Origin of the sequence: Rhizobium hidalgonense, assembly GCF_005862185.2 — a bacterium.
In the GTDB taxonomy this organism is placed as follows: Bacteria; Pseudomonadota; Alphaproteobacteria; order Rhizobiales; family Rhizobiaceae; genus Rhizobium; species Rhizobium hidalgonense.
The window spans coordinates 519119-536091 of sequence record NZ_CP054028.1 but is presented as its reverse complement, the minus strand read 5'-3'; the positions used below and the strand labels follow the sequence as shown (position 1 = coordinate 536091).

At 60.9% G+C, this 16973-nt stretch carries 15 protein-coding genes; 13 read left to right on the top strand and 2 right to left on the bottom strand.

What is annotated here, in order from left to right; genetic code table 11:
• Nucleotides 1-26 precede the first annotated feature (26 nt).
• Nucleotides 27-188, top strand: a complete 162-nt coding sequence (locus FFM81_RS23830; RefSeq protein WP_003572720.1) for a hypothetical protein — start codon at nt 27-29, stop codon at nt 186-188.
• An 84-nt stretch (nt 189-272) separates the two neighbouring features.
• Here FFM81_RS23830 and FFM81_RS23825 read toward each other — a convergent pair whose 3' ends face one another.
• A complete protein-coding gene (locus tag FFM81_RS23825; RefSeq protein WP_138384455.1) occupies nt 273-1460 on the bottom strand; it encodes a hypothetical protein in 1188 nt (395 codons plus the stop codon).
• Between the two features lie 517 nt (nt 1461-1977).
• On the opposite strand from FFM81_RS23825, the gene FFM81_RS23820 reads away from it, so the two are divergent.
• The 5 genes from FFM81_RS23820 (at nt 1978) to FFM81_RS23800 (ending at nt 7398) form a co-directional block, all read left to right on the top strand.
• Complete coding sequence (locus tag FFM81_RS23820) at nt 1978-2853, top strand: DMT family transporter (protein ID WP_003572717.1); 876 nt, start codon at nt 1978-1980, stop codon at nt 2851-2853.
• 129 nt (nt 2854-2982) lie between these two features.
• Nucleotides 2983-3897 carry an ABC transporter permease gene (locus FFM81_RS23815; RefSeq protein ID WP_003572715.1) on the top strand — a complete coding sequence of 305 codons (915 nt, stop codon included), beginning with the start codon at nt 2983-2985 and terminating at the stop codon, nt 3895-3897.
• A gap of 3 nt (nt 3898-3900) precedes the next feature.
• The gene (locus FFM81_RS23810; RefSeq protein WP_172643056.1) at nt 3901-4827 is read left to right on the top strand and encodes an ABC transporter permease; all 927 of its coding nucleotides are present in this window, start codon (nt 3901-3903) and stop codon (nt 4825-4827) included.
• Nucleotides 4820-6454, top strand: coding sequence for an ABC transporter ATP-binding protein (locus FFM81_RS23805; protein ID WP_138384456.1), 1635 nt, complete (start codon nt 4820-4822; stop codon nt 6452-6454). Before FFM81_RS23810 ends, FFM81_RS23805 begins: the two co-directional genes overlap by 8 nt.
• Complete coding sequence (locus FFM81_RS23800; protein WP_138384457.1) at nt 6451-7398, top strand: 2-hydroxyacid dehydrogenase; 948 nt, start codon at nt 6451-6453, stop codon at nt 7396-7398. The genes FFM81_RS23805 and FFM81_RS23800 overlap by 4 nt, the downstream gene beginning before the upstream one ends.
• A 29-nt stretch (nt 7399-7427) precedes the next feature.
• Here FFM81_RS23800 and FFM81_RS23795 read toward each other — a convergent pair whose 3' ends face one another.
• Nucleotides 7428-8147 (bottom strand): GntR family transcriptional regulator, encoded by a 720-nt coding sequence (locus FFM81_RS23795; RefSeq protein WP_003572711.1) that lies wholly within the window; start codon nt 8145-8147, stop codon nt 7428-7430.
• A gap of 141 nt (nt 8148-8288) precedes the next feature.
• Between FFM81_RS23795 and araD the strand changes: the two genes are divergently transcribed.
• From araD to FFM81_RS33250, 7 genes are all read left to right on the top strand, one after another.
• Nucleotides 8289-10025: an L-arabinonate dehydratase gene (araD, locus tag FFM81_RS23790; RefSeq protein WP_138384458.1), complete on the top strand. Its 1737-nt coding sequence runs from the start codon at nt 8289-8291 to the stop codon at nt 10023-10025.
• 10 nt (nt 10026-10035) lie between these two features.
• The gene (locus FFM81_RS23785) at nt 10036-11226 is read left to right on the top strand and encodes an L-talarate/galactarate dehydratase (protein ID WP_138384459.1); all 1191 of its coding nucleotides are present in this window, start codon (nt 10036-10038) and stop codon (nt 11224-11226) included.
• Nucleotides 11227-11248: 22 nt separating this feature from the next.
• Nucleotides 11249-11959 (top strand): ribonuclease activity regulator RraA, encoded by a 711-nt coding sequence (locus FFM81_RS23780; protein WP_003572708.1) that lies wholly within the window; start codon nt 11249-11251, stop codon nt 11957-11959.
• 62 nt (nt 11960-12021) lie between these two features.
• Nucleotides 12022-13539 (top strand): aldehyde dehydrogenase (NADP(+)), encoded by a 1518-nt coding sequence (locus FFM81_RS23775; protein ID WP_138384460.1) that lies wholly within the window; start codon nt 12022-12024, stop codon nt 13537-13539.
• Nucleotides 13540-13872: 333 nt separating this feature from the next.
• Entirely contained in the window at nt 13873-15393 is a 1521-nt protein-coding gene (locus FFM81_RS23770; protein ID WP_128398232.1) for an ABC transporter substrate-binding protein, read from the top strand.
• Between the two features lie 59 nt (nt 15394-15452).
• Entirely contained in the window at nt 15453-16514 is a 1062-nt protein-coding gene (locus FFM81_RS23765) for an Ldh family oxidoreductase (RefSeq protein ID WP_173883838.1), read from the top strand.
• Between the two features lie 168 nt (nt 16515-16682).
• The gene (locus FFM81_RS33250; RefSeq protein WP_138384462.1) at nt 16683-16973 is read left to right on the top strand and encodes a hypothetical protein; all 291 of its coding nucleotides are present in this window, start codon (nt 16683-16685) and stop codon (nt 16971-16973) included.

The window sequence follows — 16973 nt, the reverse complement described above, 5'->3', positions numbered from 1 at the left end:
GCGACCAATATGATGGAAACAAGATCATGACGACTGCATTCATCCTTATCGCATTGGCTCTGATCGTCATCTATGCCGGCCCCACGTTGCTGTTCTTCTGCGTCGGTTATGCCGATTATGTCCTGGAGCGGAGAAGGCATATGATCGCGCTCAAGCACGCCGTGAGGCGCCGCAGCGACGAGCTTTAGGGCAATCGCAGGAATCGCCGATCCGTGGCTTTCCCGGAGGGAGCCAGAGGCAGGTCGGAACCCGCCCCCGGCTGAGCGGCCAGCTTAATCGTTCGCGGTGACCTTGACGCCAAGCACCGAAGGAATGGTGTTTGGCGCACCCATGGCCGCGCCGATGATCATCGGAAACGGAACGGGTTTTTCCGGTGCGGCGCTGATCGTCAGGTTTTTCGGCCCGTCGAGATAGGCGTTGACGGCAACCGACACCTGGTTCTGCAATTCCGGCAGGTTGAGCTGCGCCATCATCATCGGCACAAGACCTTTCAGCGATTGCGTCAGTTGGTCGCCCGTGACCCCCTGCTGCGCGCCGGCATAGTCGAGCGCCTTCTTGGTGATCGAGGCATCGTCGAAACGGATCGAGGCGCTGTTGAACGTCAGTTGCTGCATCAGCCCCAACATCGCAAGGCCGGCGGCCTGGTTGGCCTCTTCCTTGTTCGGATTGGCCTCGGCCGTCTTCACCGCCTCCTGCAACGACTTGACGAAGGCGAGTGTATAGCCGGAGAAGTCGACGGCGATATTCAGCCGGCCGATGTTTTTGAAGTCGAAAGCGTATTCGTCGACGGCAATCTTGCCGCTTTCGACTTCCCAGCTGCCCTTCATCGTCACCGCGCCGTCGAGCGTGGCCAGCCCGAGTTTCTCGATTGCCTCCTTCGCGCTTGCATCCTCGACCTGCGACAGGTCGGCTTTCAGGCCGGCGACATTGGCGTCATAGGTAAATCCGCCATCCTGGCGCTCGAGGTTCGACTCGATGCCTTCGATGGCAAACACGTCCTTGCCCTTGATGTTGACGGCGATCGGCCCGGTGCTGACGGTCTCATAGAGGAGGATGTCGTTCAGCGTGTCGCCGGTAGCATTGGCCGGAATCGTCAAGCCAGCAATCTCGATGTCCTTTGCGGAAAACCGTCCTTCTTCCTGGCTCATGTCGATATCCGGGAAAGAGACTGATTTAGCGTGGTAGCCGCCGCCTTCGGTTTCCTCGACCCCCTCGAAGGTGAGCTCGCCGATCTTCAGAGTTTCGCCGGGCAGGTTCGCGTATCCCACCTGGACGCCTGTCGCCGTGACCGTATCGCCATCGACATCAGCCTTTTCGAACGTGATGACCGTGCCGCCGGCACTGGTGGCGGCATTGAGCTTCTTCATCATATCAGCGCCGTCAAGCGCGAAGGAGGGGCCGGCCAGGGCCAGGAAGGCGGTGCTTGCCATCATCAGGCGGTGATTGCGCGTAAGCTTCATGGAGATATCCTTATGGAAGGTAGCTACTGAGATTGCGAAATTCCCGGACATATCCTTGCCGCTCTCAGGCGTGAGAGGCGGCTGGAAAGTCACGGTTGCTGGGCGGCTAATTTGGGGGTGAGGAGATCAGGCTCTTTCGGAACCGTCGGATTAAAGAGACGTGGCCAACCTTCCAACGGGGATGGATGACAGCATTTTCTCTATCATGGGTAGTTTTACGGCTCATCATCCCAGATAAAGTGTATTCCTTCGATTCTTTCAAGCCCACGAATCCGTATACCAGCGAAATCAATCGCCGGAATTTTTGTGCGGTTTTCAACGCCCTACGTGCATCACGTCAATTCGCCTGGCTTCGAGCTTCAACTAATATATTTGTATTTTAGTATGGACGGTGACTAATGGATCGCGATAAGACCACGCTATAGACAGATAGCGGATGCAGAACGCTGGTCGGCGCGCAGCCGTATCGAGTGGCCGATATGGCGTGGCCTGCATTGGTTCATTCAGGAGAAGCGTGATGCAGCCCGGTCGCACAGGCCTCGCCGTCTGCATGATGGTGGCCGCAGCCTTTTTGAACAGTCTCGACGCGATCATCGTGCGCTTGCTGGCCGGCGACGTGCATCCATTGATGATCGGCTTTTTCCGGTCGTTTTTCGGACTTCTTGCCGTCTCGCCGTGGATCGTGTCCAGGGTCAGCCTGAAAGCCTCACCCTATCGTGTTCTGCATGTCGTACGGGCGGGTCTGAAGCTTGCCTCACTGGTTGCCTTGTTCATCGCATTTGCGCATGCGCCACTCGCCGATGCCACGGCGATCAATTTCACCATGCCGATGTTTCTCGTTCTCGGTGCGTGGCTTGTGCTCAAGGAACGTGTCGGCGTCGCCAGCGTCGCCGGCATCGTCGCAGGTTTTATCGGCGTCATGATCGTCATTCGCCCCGGAGCGTCCGGTTTCGATCAATGGCTGCTTTTTGCGCTGGCAGGAGCGGTTTTGACGGCGGCGAGCCAGCTGATGCTGCGGCGGATGGCGTTGAGGGATAGTGCGGACCGGCTGGTTGCATGGAATCTGATAGCGACGGTGCCGCTTGGCCTGATCGTCATGCTGCCGATTTGGTCCATGCCGAGCTGGAGCCAGCTCGGGCTGCTTGCCATGCAGGGGGCACTCGGTGCACTGAACATGACGCTGATTACGCGCGCCTTCGGTATGGCGGCGGCAAGCGTTCTGGCACCGCTCGACTTTCTCCGGCTGCCGGTCGTTGCACTGATGGCCTTCGTATTTTTCTCCGAAGTTCCGGCTGCGCAGATGTGGATTGGAGCGGCGGTCATCATCGGCGCGACCATTATCGCGACGGGCGGCATGGCGTGGCGGCGAAAGCCCCCGGTTGGCAAGAGCTGACGATTTTCAGAAAGGGGGTTCACAAAAATTCTAGATGCACTAATATTTCAGTTTGCCGTCGGAGGTGTGTGACGAGCAGTGCGATGACCAGGCTAACGGTCCCTATGGGTTTCACTCGGGAGGAGTGGCATGAAGAGTTTCATCGGCAAACGTGCGATCGCCAGCGGCGTATCGCTGGTGGTGCTTATCGTCATCGTCTTCTTCCTGTCCCGGCTGACCGGCGATCCGACCAACCTCTACCTGCCGATTGATGCGACCACGGAAATGCGCCAGCAGTTCCGTGAAATGAACGGGTTCAACGACCCGTTGATTATCCAGTTCGGCCGTTATGTCTTAGATCTCGCACAGGGCAACTTCGGCCAGTCGCTGCGCCAAGCCCGTCCCGCCATGGATGTCGTGCTCGAGGCCTTCGTCTGGACCTTCTGGCTCGCTGTCATCACCATGGCGCTGGTCACGGTCGCTGCGATCGTCATTGGTTCGCTCGCGGCGTTTCGCGTCGGCGGCGTCTTCGACCGTCTTGCCACTTTCTTCTCGCTGATCGGCGCTGCGGCCCCGGATTTCTGGCTTGCCATCGTGGCAATCGTCATTTTCGCCGTCAAACTGCATGTCCTGCCGACATCGGGAACGGGAACTTTCTGGCACTGGGTGCTGCCGGTCAGCGTGCTGTTCATCCGTCCCTTCGGCCTGATCCTGCAGGTGGTGCGCGGTTCGATGATTAGCGTTCTGTCGTCCGCCTATGTGAAGACGGCTCGCGCCAAGGGCGTCCGTTCGAACTCGATCATCTTCGTTCACGGGCTGCGCAACGCCATGCTGCCGGTGATCACCGTCATCGGCGACCAGGCGGCCGCCATCCTGAACGGTGCCGTTGTCGTCGAGACGGTGTTTGGTTTTCCTGGAATCGGCAAGCTGATGATCGATTCCATCCTGCTTCGCGATTTCGCCGTGGTGCTGGCCGTCATCATGGTCTCGGCGCTGGCGATCTTCATCATGAACCTGCTGATCGACATCGCTTATGCGCTGCTTGATCCGCGTATCCGGTATTGAGCGATGACGATGACCGACACGCAGATCCTCGTCGACAAAAAACCGAGCGGCCCGATCGGGCGTTGGCTGACCATGCTGTGGGCCGACAAGCTGGCGTTCTTTGCCGCTCTTTTCCTCCTGATCGTTCTTCTCTGTGCGCTGTTTGGCCCGCTTCTGCTGGAGAGCATCGCCACCAAGCAGAACCTGCGGGGCCGAAACGCGCCGCCCTTCGATATCACCCGGGGGTTGCTTTACGTCCTTGGAGCCGATGCGCTGGGCCGGCCGCTGCTTGCCCGCGTCATCGTGGCGGCACAGAATACCATCCTGGTTGCCGCGGCGGCGGTGCTTGCATCCTCTGTCGTCGGCACGGGCCTGGGACTGGTGGCTGGTTACAGCCGCTCTTCCGCCGCTCAATGGATCATGCGCCTCGGCGACGTCATCATGTCTTTTCCGTCGCTGCTTCTGGCGGTGATCGTGCTCTATATGCTCGAACCCTCGGTCACCAATATCGTCATCGTCCTGGCGATCACCCGCATTCCCATCTATCTGCGCACCACCCGCGCCGAAGTGCTTGAGGTGCGCGAGCGAATGTTCGTGCAGGCTGCGAAGGTCATGGGAGCATCCTATTGGCGCATTGTCTTCCATCACATCCTGCCGGTGATCTTTCCGACGCTGGTGACCATCGCGACGCTTGATTTCGCCTTCGTCATGCTGGCGGAATCCTCGCTGTCCTTCCTTGGGATCGGCATTCAGGCGCCTGAAATCACCTGGGGCCTCATGGTTGCCCAGGGCCGACCCTATCTCACCAATGCCTGGTGGCTGTCCTTCTGGCCGGGCCTTGCGATCATCCTGACGACGCTGTCGCTGAACCTTCTGTCGAACTGGCTGCGCATTGCGCTCGATCCGACGCAACGCTGGCGCCTTGAAATGAGGGGCAGGAAAAATGGCTGAACATCTTCTGGAAGTGCGTGACCTCTCGGTCGAGTTCCACACGATCGGTGGCACCGTCAAGGCGGTGCAGGATGTCAGTTGGCATCTCGATCGCGGCGAGACGCTGGCAATCCTCGGGGAAAGCGGTTCGGGAAAGTCCGTATCCGCCTCGGCGATCATGAACCTGATCGACATGCCACCCGGCAAGATCACCAGCGGCACCATTCTGCTCAAAGGGCGCGACATGCTAAAGATGACGTCCGAGGAGCGGCGTTCGATCAACGGCGTCAAGATCGCCATGATCTTTCAGGACCCGCTGGCCCATCTCAACCCGGTCTACACGGTCGGCTGGCAGATCACCGAAATGATGACCACACATGGTCAGTCCGCCGAGCAAGCCCGTGCCAGGGCGCTGGAACTCCTGCAGCGGGTCGGCATAACCGATCCGCAGGCGGCGATGCGAAAATATCCGTTCCAGTTCTCCGGCGGGCAGCGGCAACGCCTGATGATCGCCATGGCGATCGCGTGCAAGCCCGACATCCTGATTGCCGATGAACCCACCACCGCGCTCGATGTTACGGTGCAGGCGCAGGTGCTCGAACTTCTGCAGGAATTGCAGCAGGAAACCGGAATGGGCCTGCTGCTGATCACCCACGATCTCGGCGTCGTTGCGGAAATCGCCGACCGGGTCGTGGTGATGAATTCCGGCTGCATTGTCGAAACGGGCAATGCGGCCGAAGTCTATCGCAATCCGCAGCACCCCTATACGAAGAAGCTGATTGCCGCCGCACCCGGCAAGGGCGCGATGGCGCACGAGCGTGACCGGCAGGGCGAACCGCTGCTGCGCGCCACCGGCTTGAAGAAGAGTTTTGGCGCATTCCAGGCGCTAAAGGGCGTCGACCTCGTCATCATGCCAGGCGAAACCGTTGCCGTTGTCGGCGAGAGCGGTTCAGGCAAGTCGACGCTTGCCCGGGCGATCGTTCGCCTCGATGATCCGCAGGAGGGCCAGGTCCTCTACCGCGGCAACGATCTGCTGGCGATGAGTCCAAGGGAAATATTCGGGCTGCGTCGCGATCTGCAGATGGTCTTTCAGGACCCGACCCAGTCGCTGAATCCGCGAATGAGCGTATTCCGGTTGATTTCCGAGGCCTGGCTCATTCACCCCGATATCCTGCCGAAAGCAAGGTGGAAGGAGAGGGTGGCCGAGTTGCTGGTCAAGGTTGGCCTGAAGCCGGATATGGCAGACCGGTATCCGCATCAATTTTCCGGCGGCCAGCGCCAGCGCATCGCGATTGCCCGCGCGCTGGCGATGGAGCCGAAACTGATCATCTGCGACGAGGCGGTTTCGGCACTCGACGTGTCGATCCAGGCGCAGGTGATCGCCTTGCTCGAGGGCCTGCGCCGCGAATTCGGTCTGTCCTACCTTTTCATCGCCCACGACCTGCCGGTGGTTCGCGATTTCGCCGACCGCGTCATCGTCATGAAGGCCGGCGAGATCGTCGAGGAGGGGTCGGTTGCCCAGATCTTCGACGCGCCCGCCCACCCCTATACCCGGGCGCTTCTGGCCGCCAGCCTCGATCCAGATCCCGAGGTTCAGGCCAGGCGCCGTGCCACACGTCATGAACAGGAAGGACTCGTTTCCGCATGAAACCCGATGTCATCGTCGCCTATCCGCTCCGGCCCCGTCAGATGGCAATGCTGGAGGACACCTATACGCTGCACCGGCTCGATCTTGCAGAAGGCGACGAACGGGATGCGCTGCTTCAGAAAGCCGGCCCGATCTGCACGGCCCTGGTCTGCAACGGCCATGTGACGATCGACGAAGCGCTGCTTGCGAAATTGCCGGCACTCAAGCTGGCCGCCTGTTCCTCGGCCGGCTACGATCAGATGGATGTCGAGGCGATGACGCGGCGCGGCATCAAGCTCACCAACACCTCCGAGGTGCTTTGCGACGATGTTGCCGATATGGCGCTGCTTCTGATGCTGGCGGCGCGCCGTCGCCTGCCGGAAGGCGATCGTTATGTGCGTTCCGGTGACTGGGGGCGGAAAGGCATGATGCCACTGACGACGTCGACCGCGGGCAAAAGGGCAGGCATCGTTGGGCTCGGGCGCATAGGCATGGCGATTGCCAGGCGCAGCGAGGCTGTCGGGCTGACGGTCGGCTATTATGGGCGGACGAAAAAAGCCGATAACGAGTTTGCCTATTTCGCCGACCCGGTAAAACTGGCCGACTGGGCCGATATCCTGATCGTGGCGACGCCGGGCGGGCCCTCGACCGAAGGGTTGATTTCAGCCGAAGTGCTGAATGCGCTCGGGCCGGCTGGCAGCTTCATCAACATTGCCCGCGGCACCGTGGTCGATGAGCCGGCCTTGATCGCGGCCCTGCAGCAAGGGCGGATCGCTTCGGCCGGCATCGATGTCTACCTAAACGAGCCCAATCCCGATCCGCGCCTGGCAGCCCTCGATAACGTCGTGCTCTATCCACATCACGCCAGCGGTACCGAGGAAACGCGCGACAGGATGGCACAATTGACGGTCGACAACCTTGCCGCCTTCTTCGCAGGCAGGCCGCTGCTGACGCCGGTCAATTGAGTCTGGCGCAAACCCGCGGCGCGGCCAGATTATACGAAGTAATCGGGGAACTCCTTCCTGAGTTCTTCGACTTTTGCGACGGTCTGGCTGAGGTGCTCACGGATCGCATCGACGGCACCCTGTTCGTCGCGGGCGGCAATTGCGTCGATGATGGCGTGGTGACCATCGAGGATGCTCATGATCTTGCCCTTCTCGGGCAGATGCAGACGACGAATGCGCTCGAGATGACCGGACCGCTCACGAACCAGCTGATGCAGGCTGCTGCGCTTGGCGCCGGCGAACAATGTCTGGTGAAAGAGCTCGTCGAGCTCCTGAAAAATGGCAATCTGATCGACGTCGTCAGCGACGGCCGACTGCATTTTGATGATCGAGCGGGCTCGGGTGATGACGCTCGGATCGAGATCCGGATCGGTCGCGAGACGGCGGCAGACTTCCGATTCCAGTGCGACGCGAAGGAAATGCGCCTCGTAAATCTGCAGGACATCGATCCTGGTCACCACAGTGCGGGATTGCGGATAAATGCGAACCAGGCCTTCCTGTTTGAGGAGTTGCAGCGCGTCACGAATGGGAGTCTGGCTGACTTCATAGGTCTCGGTAAGCTCAGTGCGCGACAACGTGGTGTCCGGCGGCAGCTGAATGGTGATGATGCGTTTTCTGAGATCATCATAGACCCGCTGGACCGTGCTGCCGGCGGCGGCTGGAAAACCGGGTGCGATCAAGCCGAAAGTGGAGGCGAACTGGGAATTCATTGGGGCATTCCTTTCACACCACTCATAGCTTCGCGTGGCCTAATGCACAAGAATACAAAGTTGCCGTTGATATATATGGAAAACTAAAATATTAGTTAGAACGACGTCGCGGAGGAGCGCGCAAAATATGGGAGAAAAGCCGTGACCGCTGGAAAAACTTACGAGCAATTGCGGTCGGCCCGATGGATGTTGCCGGATGATCAGCGCTCGTTCGGTCATCGGTCGCGGACCATGCAGATGGGGTATGCGCCGGAGGATTGGCAGGGAAAGCCGATCATTGCCGTAATCAACACCTGGTCCGATGCCCAGCCGTGCCACATGCATTTCCGCGAGCGCGCCGAATGGGTGAAGCGGGGCATTCTTCAGGCGGGCGGGTTTCCCATGGAGTTGCCGGCGCTTTCCCTTTCCGAAAATTTCGTCAAGCCGACCACCATGCTCTATCGCAACATGCTGGCGATGGAGACCGAGGAACTGCTGCGCAGCCATCCTGTCGACGGCGCCGTTCTGATGGGTGGTTGCGACAAGACGACGCCGGGTCTTGTCATGGGCGCCGTCAGCATGGGCATTCCCTTTGTTTATTTGCCTGCCGGGCCCATGCTTCGCGGCAACTATGCCGGCAAGACCCTAGGCTCCGGGACCGACGGTTTCAAATATTGGGACGAGAGGCGTGCCGGCACGATCACCAAGGAGGAGTGGCAGGGCATCGAAGGCGGGATTGCCCGCAGCTACGGCCATTGCATGACCATGGGCACGGCGTCGACGATGACGGCGATCGCCGAGGCCATGGGATTGACGCTGCCGGGCGCCTCCTCGATTCCGGCAGCCGACGCCAACCACCAGCGCATGTCGGCGGCCTGTGGCCGCCGGATCGTCGATATGGTGTGGGAGGACCTGACGCCGGACCAGATCATCACACCGGCGGCGGTGCAAAATGCCGTCACGGTCGCCATGGCGACCGGCTGTTCCACCAATGCGATCATTCATCTGATCGCCATGGCGCGGCGCGCCGGCGTCCCCCTGGAACTCGATGACCTCGATCGCATCGGCCGCACGACACCGGTTCTGGCCAACATCCGGCCTTCCGGTTCGACCTACCTGATGGAGGATTTCTTCTATGCCGGTGGCTTGCGGGCGCTGATGAAGCAGCTTGGCGACAAGCTTGATCCAACCGCGATAACCGTCACGGGAAAACCGCTGGTGGACGGCCTCGACCAGGTGAAAATCTACAATGACGACGTTATCCGGCCATTGTCGAACCCGGTTTATCACGAAGGCTCGCTGGCCGTGCTGAAGGGGAACCTGTGTCCCGATGGCGCGGTCATCAAACCAGCCGCCTGCGACCCGAAATTCCATCGCCATTGCGGCCCGGCGCTGGTCGCCGACAGCTATGCGGAGATGAAAAAGATCATCGACGATCCCGACTATCCACTGACACCGGATACCGTGCTGGTGCTCCGCAATGCCGGCCCCCAGGGCGGGCCCGGCATGCCGGAATGGGGCATGATCCCGATGCCGAAGGCGCTGCTGAAGCTCGGCCTGCGCGACATGGTGCGCATCTCGGATGCCCGCATGTCCGGGACCAGCTTTGGCGCCTGCGTTCTGCATGTTGCACCGGAATCCTACATCGGCGGCCCACTGGCATTGCTGAGAACGGGGGACATGGTCGAGCTTGATATTCCCTCACGCAGCCTCAATATGCTGGTTTCCGAAGAGGAGATCGCGGCGCGGCGTGCGGCTTGGGTGGCGCCGACGCAGCATTATGAGCGCGGTTATGGTTTCATGTTCTCCAGCCATATCGAGCAGGCCGATAAGGGCTGCGATTTCGACTTCCTGACGACGGAATTCGGTGGCAAGACGCCTGAGCCGGCTATCAACTGAGGGCACCACGATGCTTGATCCCAATCGACGCACGATCCCCGCACAGCCGCCCAAGGCTGGCTTTGCGGCAGGTCCGGCCAAGCTGGACGCCATCCGATCGGTCACCCTGTCGCTCGCCTATCTGCCCTTGGCGCGGGCCATCAGCGACGCCAAGGTTTTGACCGGCCGGCAGAAGCCACTGACGGAGGTGGCGTTTCTGTTTTGCGAGATCGTCTCCGAAGCAGGCCATAGTGGCCTCGGGTTCAGTTACTCGAAGCGGGCAGGCGGGCCTGCTCTCTATGCTCATGCCTGCGAGATTGCCGACAACCTGATCGGCGAAGACCCCAACGATACCGCGCGGCTATGGGACAAGCTCTGCTGGGCCGGGGCCTCGGTCGGCCGCTCCGGCATTGCGACGCAGGCAATTGCCGCCATCGACATCTGCCTCTGGGATCTGAAGGCGAAACGGGCCGGCCTGCCGCTGGCAAAACTGCTTGGCGCCCATCGCGACAGCGTCGCCTGCTACAACACTTCTGGCGGCTTCCTGTCGTCGAGCGTCGAGGAAATCCGTGATGCCATCGATCACTCGATCGCCGCCGGCATCGGCGGCATCAAGATCAAGGTCGGGCAGCCGGATCCGATGGTCGATCTTCGCCGGCTGGATGCGGTGACCAGCCATATCGATGGCCGTGTACCGCTGATGGTCGATGCGAACCAGCAATGGGACCGCACGACGGCGTTGCGCTTCGGCCGCCTGGTCGAGCCGCTCAATCTCGAATGGATCGAAGAGCCACTCGATGCCTACGACGCCGAGGGTCACGCTGCACTGGCGCGCGAACTCGCCACGCCGATCGCCACCGGCGAGATGCTGGCAAGCGCCGACGAGCACATGGCCCTGATCCGAGCCGATGCGGTCGACTTCATTCAGCCGGATGCGCCGCGGGTCGGCGGCATTACGCCATTTCTGCGCATCTGCACGCAAGCGGAGGCCAAACGTATGCGCCTGGCGCCGCATTTCGCCATGGAGATCCATCTGCACCTGGCGGCCGCCTATGCGCATGAGCCGTGGGTGGAGCATTTCGATTGGCTGGCGCCGTTGTTTAACGAGCAACTTGACATCAAAGACGGCCGGATGATCGTGCCCGCACGTCCGGGACTTGGCTGCAGCCTGACGGGCAAAGCCCGTGACTGGACCGTGGAAACGCGCAGCTTCGGCGGCTGAATTTGAACGAGGAGAAGGAAATATGAACCCTGCAACCCGTGAAAAGCTGATGGGTGTCTCCGTCGCGACGCTTTGCTCGGCGCTGTTCAAGCGAGGTCTGAGAAACCAGACGGTCCAGGACGTCCGGCCGGTGCAGCCGAAGGGCCGCAATATGGTCGGCCCGGCCTTCACGCTACGTTACATGCCGGCACGCGAGGACCGCAACGCCATGAACGTCTTTCGCAACCCGAAACATCCGCAGCGGCTGGCCATTGAGAGCTGCCCCGAAGGCCATGTTCTGGTCATGGACAGCCGCAAGGATCCGCGCGCCGCCTCCGCTGGCGACATCCTGATTACCCGTCTGATGGTGCGCGGCGGGGCCGGCGTCGTCACCGACGGCGGCTTCCGCGACGCCATGACCATTGGCGGCCTTGAGATTCCCGCTTATCACCATCGCCCCTCCAGTCCGACCAATCTCACGCTGCATGAGGCGATTGACATCAACGTGCCGATCGGCTGCGGCGATGTGGCGGTCTTCCCAGGCGATGTCATGGTTGGCGACGACGACAGCGTGATCGTCATCCCTGCCGAAATCGCCGACGAGATCGCCGACGAAGCGGTCGAGATGACCGCTTACGAGGATTTTGTCACGGAGCGCGTCAAGCAAGGACATACGATCATTGGCCTCTACCCGGCCACCGACGAAAGCAATTTGGCGCTTTTTGCCGAATGGCGGAAGGTGAACGGCCGCTAGAGCGGCGCATCTCGAACATCTGATCATCAGGACGGAGCAAGGCTCCGCCAAGGAGGATAACAATGAGCTGGACCCCTTCAGGAAGGCATCTCATCGCCGGCGAGTGGATTGCAGGAACGACGACATTTCGCTCCGAGCCTGCGCACGGGCCGGCACACGACTTTGCCGTTGGTACAACGGAACTGGTCGACCGTGCTTGCCGCGCTGCCGAAGCGGCATTCGCTGCCTATGCAGCAAAGACACGTGAGGAGCGCGCGATCTTCCTCGAGACAATTGCCGAGGAGATCGACAGACGCAGCGACGCCGTTACCCTGATCGGAACCCAGGAAACCGGGCTTCCGGAAGGTCGGCTCAACGGCGAGTGCACCCGCACCACCGGCCAGCTCAAGCTGTTTGCCGAGCATATCCGCAAGGGCGCGCATCTCGACGCTCGTATCGATCCAGCGCTTCCCGATCGGCAACCGGCGCCGCGGCCCGAGATCCGTCTGGTGCAGCGGCCGATCGGCCCGGTCGCCGTTTTCGGCGCCTCGAATTTTCCGCTGGCATTCTCGACGGCCGGCGGTGATACGGCAGCAGCACTTGCCGCCGGCTGCCCTGTGGTGGTGAAGGGACATTCAGCCCACCCCGGCACAGGTGAAATCATTGCCGAGGCGGTTGCGGCTGCCATCGAACGCACCGGAATGCCGGCCGGCGTCTTCAGTCTGATTCAGGGAGGGCGCCGTGATGTCGGCACGGCTCTGGTGACGCATCCCGCCATCAAGGCCGTCGGCTTTACCGGATCGCTGGCCGGTGGTCGTGCACTCTTCGACCTTTGCGCCCAGCGCCCTGAGCCGATCCCCTTCTTCGGGGAACTCGGCAGCGTCAATCCCATGTTCCTGCTGCCGGCCGCGACCGCTGCCCGGGCGGAGGCGATCGGTTCAGGCTGGGCCGGCTCGCTGACGCTTGGCGCTGGCCAGTTCTGCACCAATCCCGGTATTGCCGTCGTCGTCGACGGACCGGAGGCGGACCAGTTCACTGGGGCTGCCAAGGCCGCTCTTGAAAAGGTGGCGCCGCAGACCATGCTGACCAAAGGCATCGCTAGCGCCTATCACGAAGGTGTCGAACGCATGCGGGCAAGCAACGCAGTCTCGCCGGTTCTGACGACAGAGAGTGCTGACCGTGCTGCAGGCCCGAACCTGTTCGAGACGAAGGGTTTGGCCTGGCTTGCCGATCATTCGCTCAGCGAGGAGGTGTTCGGTCCGCTCGGGCTCGTCGTGCGCGTCGGCTCGCCTGAAGAGATGGTCGCCCTTGCCGAGAGCTTCCAGGGACAGCTTACCATGACGATCCATATGGACGACGCAGATCTTGGCCTTGCCCGCGACCTGCTGCCGATCCTTGAAAGGAAGGCGGGCAGAGTGCTGGTCAATGGTTTCCCGACCGGCGTCGAGGTCGTCGATGCGATGGTGCATGGCGGACCCTATCCGGCCTCGACCAATTTCGGTGCGACGAGCGTCGGGACCATGTCGATCCGCAGGTTTCTGCGCCCCGTCGCCTACCAAAATTTCCCCGCCGGCCTGTTGCCCCAAGATCTGCGCAACTGAGACTGGGAATGCCAAATGGATCGTCGCGACGAAACTTCGCGACGATCATTTGCCGGCTTCGAGGCAGGACCGATGCGGACGCCGTCGCCAGCCTTGCTCGTGACGAGGTCGAGATGCGCGGACTGACCGCTTCGCCCCACTAAAAATTGAGTGTTCAGCCAGGTGGGAAGGTCCGTGCCTCGGGCATCGCGCTTGATCGCACTTCTCAACTAGTATATTAGTGCGCTTATGTATTAGATCGACTCTCGCAGGAGGAAGCGAGGGCCGAGCCACCGAAAGACAAGACCAAGATTTGCTGGAAGGAGCGCCGATGGCGCATGGGAGGAGAACGAAATGAAGCTTCATTTGGCAGCAGCCTGCTTTTCAACCACCGTGATCGGGCTGAGTATGGGCTCGGCTCTTGCTGAGGATGCCAAGAGCAACGTCACTGTTGTGCTTGCCGAAACCGTCGATGTCGTCGAGCCCTGCATGGCAGCGCGCCAGGACGTCGGCCGGGTGATTTCTGAAAACGTCAACGAGATGCTGGTGGAATTCGACTACGTCAATGGCGGCCTCAAACCCCGCCTGGCGACGGAATGGTCGAAGATCGACGATGACACCTGGGAGTTCAAGCTGCGCCCGAATGTCAAATGGCACGATGGCAAGCCGTTCACCGCCAAGGACGTCCAGTTCACGATCGAGCGCAACAAGAACAAGAAGCTCAGCTGTGAGACCGGCGGCAAGTATTTCGGCGGCACGGAATTCAGTTTCGAGACGCCGGATGCCAACACGATCCGCATTACCACGAAACCAGCCCAGCCGATTCTTCCCTTGCTGATGACGGTGATGGCTGTGGAGTCGGCCGAAGCGACGCCAGCAGACGAATTCACCCGCAAGCCGATCGGCACCGGCCCCTATACGTTCGACAAATGGGAGATCGGCCAGTCGATCGTGCTGAAGCGCAATCCGGACTATTGGGGGGAGAAGCCGCAGGTGGAACAGGCGACCTATCTGTTCCGCTCAGATAGCGCTGTCGCGGCCGCCATGGTCGATGCCGGCGAAGCCGATATCGTTCCGGCCGTATCGGTGCAGGATGCCACCAACAAGGAAACCGATTTCGCCTATCCGAATTCGGAGACGACATCGCTGCGCATCGACACTCGCGCGGCACCGCTCAACGACCGACGCATACGCGAAGCGATGAACCTCGCCATCGATCGTCAGGCAATGCTCGGAACCCTGTTCCCTGAACAGGCGAAGATCGCCACACAACTCGTCGTGCCCACAACGATCGGCTACAATGCCGATATCCCCGCATGGCCCTATGATCCCGAAAAAGCAAAGGAATTGGTCAAAGCCGCGAAAGCTGACGGCGTTCCGGTCGATCAGGAGATCCGCATCATCGGCCGCAACGGGCAATATCCCAATGCCACCGAAGCGATGGAAGCAATGATGGCGATGCTTCAGGACGTGGGCTTGAACGTCAAGCTCGACATGTACGACGTTTCCGTGTGGAACGGGTATTTTGTTGCACCTTTCGTCGCCGATTCCGGTCCGACTTTGACCCAGTCTCAGCACGATAATGCGACCGGCGATCCGGTCTTCACCGCCTTCGTGAAATATGCGAGCGACGGCTCGCACTCGATGGTCCGGGATCCCGCAGTCGACGCCCTGATTGCCAAGGCGACCTCGGCCACCGGCGACGAGCGCACGAAACTCTGGAAGGAGCTGTTCGCCAAGGTGAACACCGAGATCATCGCCGATATCCCGATGTTTCATATGGTCGGTTTCACCCGGGTTTCGTCGCGTCTCGACTTTAAGCCGACGATCGCAACGAATTCCGAACTGCAGCTGTCGCAGATCCGCTTCAAGTAAACTTGCGGACCAGAGCGCGGGCCTCCTTTGGCCCGCGCTTTCCACGCCCTGACGGACGGATGCCCATGCCTTTGATTGACCGCATTACCCTGACCCAATTCGCCGAAGAGATTTTGACCCGCGCTGGGATGGAGCCCGACAAGGCCGAAACGACAGCCGCCGTCCTGGTGGAAGGCGACATGATCGGCCACGAGACGCATGGCGTCAGTCTGCTAAATTGGTATGTCGATGCGTTGGAGGATGGTTCGCTGGCGAAGGCGGGCAGCTACGAGGTGGTCAATGACCGCGGCGCAGCATTTGTCTGGGACGGCAGATCCTTGCCCGGCGCATGGCTGCTGACCAAGGCGATCGATCTGGCCTGCGAACGGGTACGCGATCATGGTGTCGTCACCGCGGCAATCCGAAACTGCCATCATACCTGCGCTCTGTCGGCCTTCATGCGGCAGGTTACCGAGCAGGGCCTGATCGTGCAGCTGTCGGTGTCGCATCCCGCGGCAAGCCGCGTCGCGCCCTATGGCGGCACGAAGCCGCTCCTGACACCGAACCCGATGGCGGCAGGGTTCCCGACATCCGAGGATCCGATCCTGATCGACGTCTCGGCTTCGATCACCACCACGACGATGACGCAAAACCTGGCGAAAACAGGCAAGAAATTCCCCGAGGCCTGGGCTTTCACCGCCGCAGGCGAGCCGACCGATGATCCGCGCGAGGTGACCGAACGTGGCGGGACGATGATGCCCCTTGGCGGCCAGCTGAAGGGACATAAGGGCTTTGGGCTCGGGCTGATCGTCGAATTGCTGGGGCAGGGGCTTTCCGGCAAGGGGCGGGCGAACGCGCCGGCTGGTGTGTTTTCGCAAAGCGCTTTTCTGCAGGTTATCGACCCCGCCTTTTTCGCTGGGCTGGGTGCTTTTACGGCCCAGTCCGACTTTCTCGCCTCCGCATGTCGCAGCAACCCGTCCGCGCCCTGGAACAACGGCCCGGTCCGCATGCCGGGTGATAGCGCGGCACGAAAGCGCCGTCTCGCATTGGAAGAGGGCGTGCCGGTCGGCGAGGTGGCTTGGGAGAAACTCTGTGGACACGCCGCGATTCTGGGCTTGCCCATTCCTGATGTCGCCGCGTGACGACGTCACTGCAGGCTGCCCGAGAGCCCTGCCGATCCACTCAAGTCGATCGCCATGACGTTCCGAGGAATTTGTTCCCACGCCTCCTGCCGAATTCTGGAACAATGTCTGCCGTCCCCTGTTACATTGGCGATAAAGTCAGTGATGCGCAGGTAGTTGGAGGTCTCAATGAAGCGGAGCACGGGAGTTGGGCTGGTCTTCGCCCTTGTCCTGACGGGCTGTACGACTGGCGCGGGCTACTACTCGTCGGGGGGATTGGACCCCATTCCCGGCAGCATCACGTATAGTGGTCAGCCTCGCACGAAGTTGACGAAATCACCCGTGGGTTCGTCCTTCCCGCACAGCTTCACCGATCAATGGGGACGTCAGGTCGAGGAAATTTACATCATCCAGCCTGACCGGAGCTTGCTGATCGCGGCGCGCCACTACCGGCCAGTCTTCTCGTTCGACGACGACTAG

What these genes read in the sequence shown, in the direction of transcription:
- FFM81_RS23780 (WP_003572708.1), top strand. Translation starts at nt 11,249, where the DNA reads ATGAACCCTGCAACCCGTGAAAAGCTGATGGGTGTCTCCGTCGCGACG.
- FFM81_RS23820 (WP_003572717.1), top strand. Translation starts at nt 1,978, where the DNA reads ATGCAGCCCGGTCGCACAGGCCTCGCCGTCTGCATGATGGTGGCCGCA.
- FFM81_RS23785 (WP_138384459.1), top strand. Translation starts at nt 10,036, where the DNA reads ATGCTTGATCCCAATCGACGCACGATCCCCGCACAGCCGCCCAAGGCT.
- FFM81_RS33250 (WP_138384462.1), top strand. Translation starts at nt 16,683, where the DNA reads ATGAAGCGGAGCACGGGAGTTGGGCTGGTCTTCGCCCTTGTCCTGACG.
- FFM81_RS23770 (WP_128398232.1), top strand. Translation starts at nt 13,873, where the DNA reads ATGAAGCTTCATTTGGCAGCAGCCTGCTTTTCAACCACCGTGATCGGG.
- FFM81_RS23795 (WP_003572711.1), bottom strand. Translation starts at nt 8,147, where the DNA reads ATGAATTCCCAGTTCGCCTCCACTTTCGGCTTGATCGCACCCGGTTTT.
- FFM81_RS23810 (WP_172643056.1), top strand. Translation starts at nt 3,901, where the DNA reads ATGACGATGACCGACACGCAGATCCTCGTCGACAAAAAACCGAGCGGC.
- FFM81_RS23805 (WP_138384456.1), top strand. Translation starts at nt 4,820, where the DNA reads ATGGCTGAACATCTTCTGGAAGTGCGTGACCTCTCGGTCGAGTTCCAC.
- FFM81_RS23775 (WP_138384460.1), top strand. Translation starts at nt 12,022, where the DNA reads ATGAGCTGGACCCCTTCAGGAAGGCATCTCATCGCCGGCGAGTGGATT.
- FFM81_RS23815 (WP_003572715.1), top strand. Translation starts at nt 2,983, where the DNA reads ATGAAGAGTTTCATCGGCAAACGTGCGATCGCCAGCGGCGTATCGCTG.
- FFM81_RS23830 (WP_003572720.1), top strand. Translation starts at nt 27, where the DNA reads ATGACGACTGCATTCATCCTTATCGCATTGGCTCTGATCGTCATCTAT.
- FFM81_RS23800 (WP_138384457.1), top strand. Translation starts at nt 6,451, where the DNA reads ATGAAACCCGATGTCATCGTCGCCTATCCGCTCCGGCCCCGTCAGATG.
- FFM81_RS23825 (WP_138384455.1), bottom strand. Translation starts at nt 1,460, where the DNA reads ATGAAGCTTACGCGCAATCACCGCCTGATGATGGCAAGCACCGCCTTC.
- FFM81_RS23765 (WP_173883838.1), top strand. Translation starts at nt 15,453, where the DNA reads ATGCCCATGCCTTTGATTGACCGCATTACCCTGACCCAATTCGCCGAA.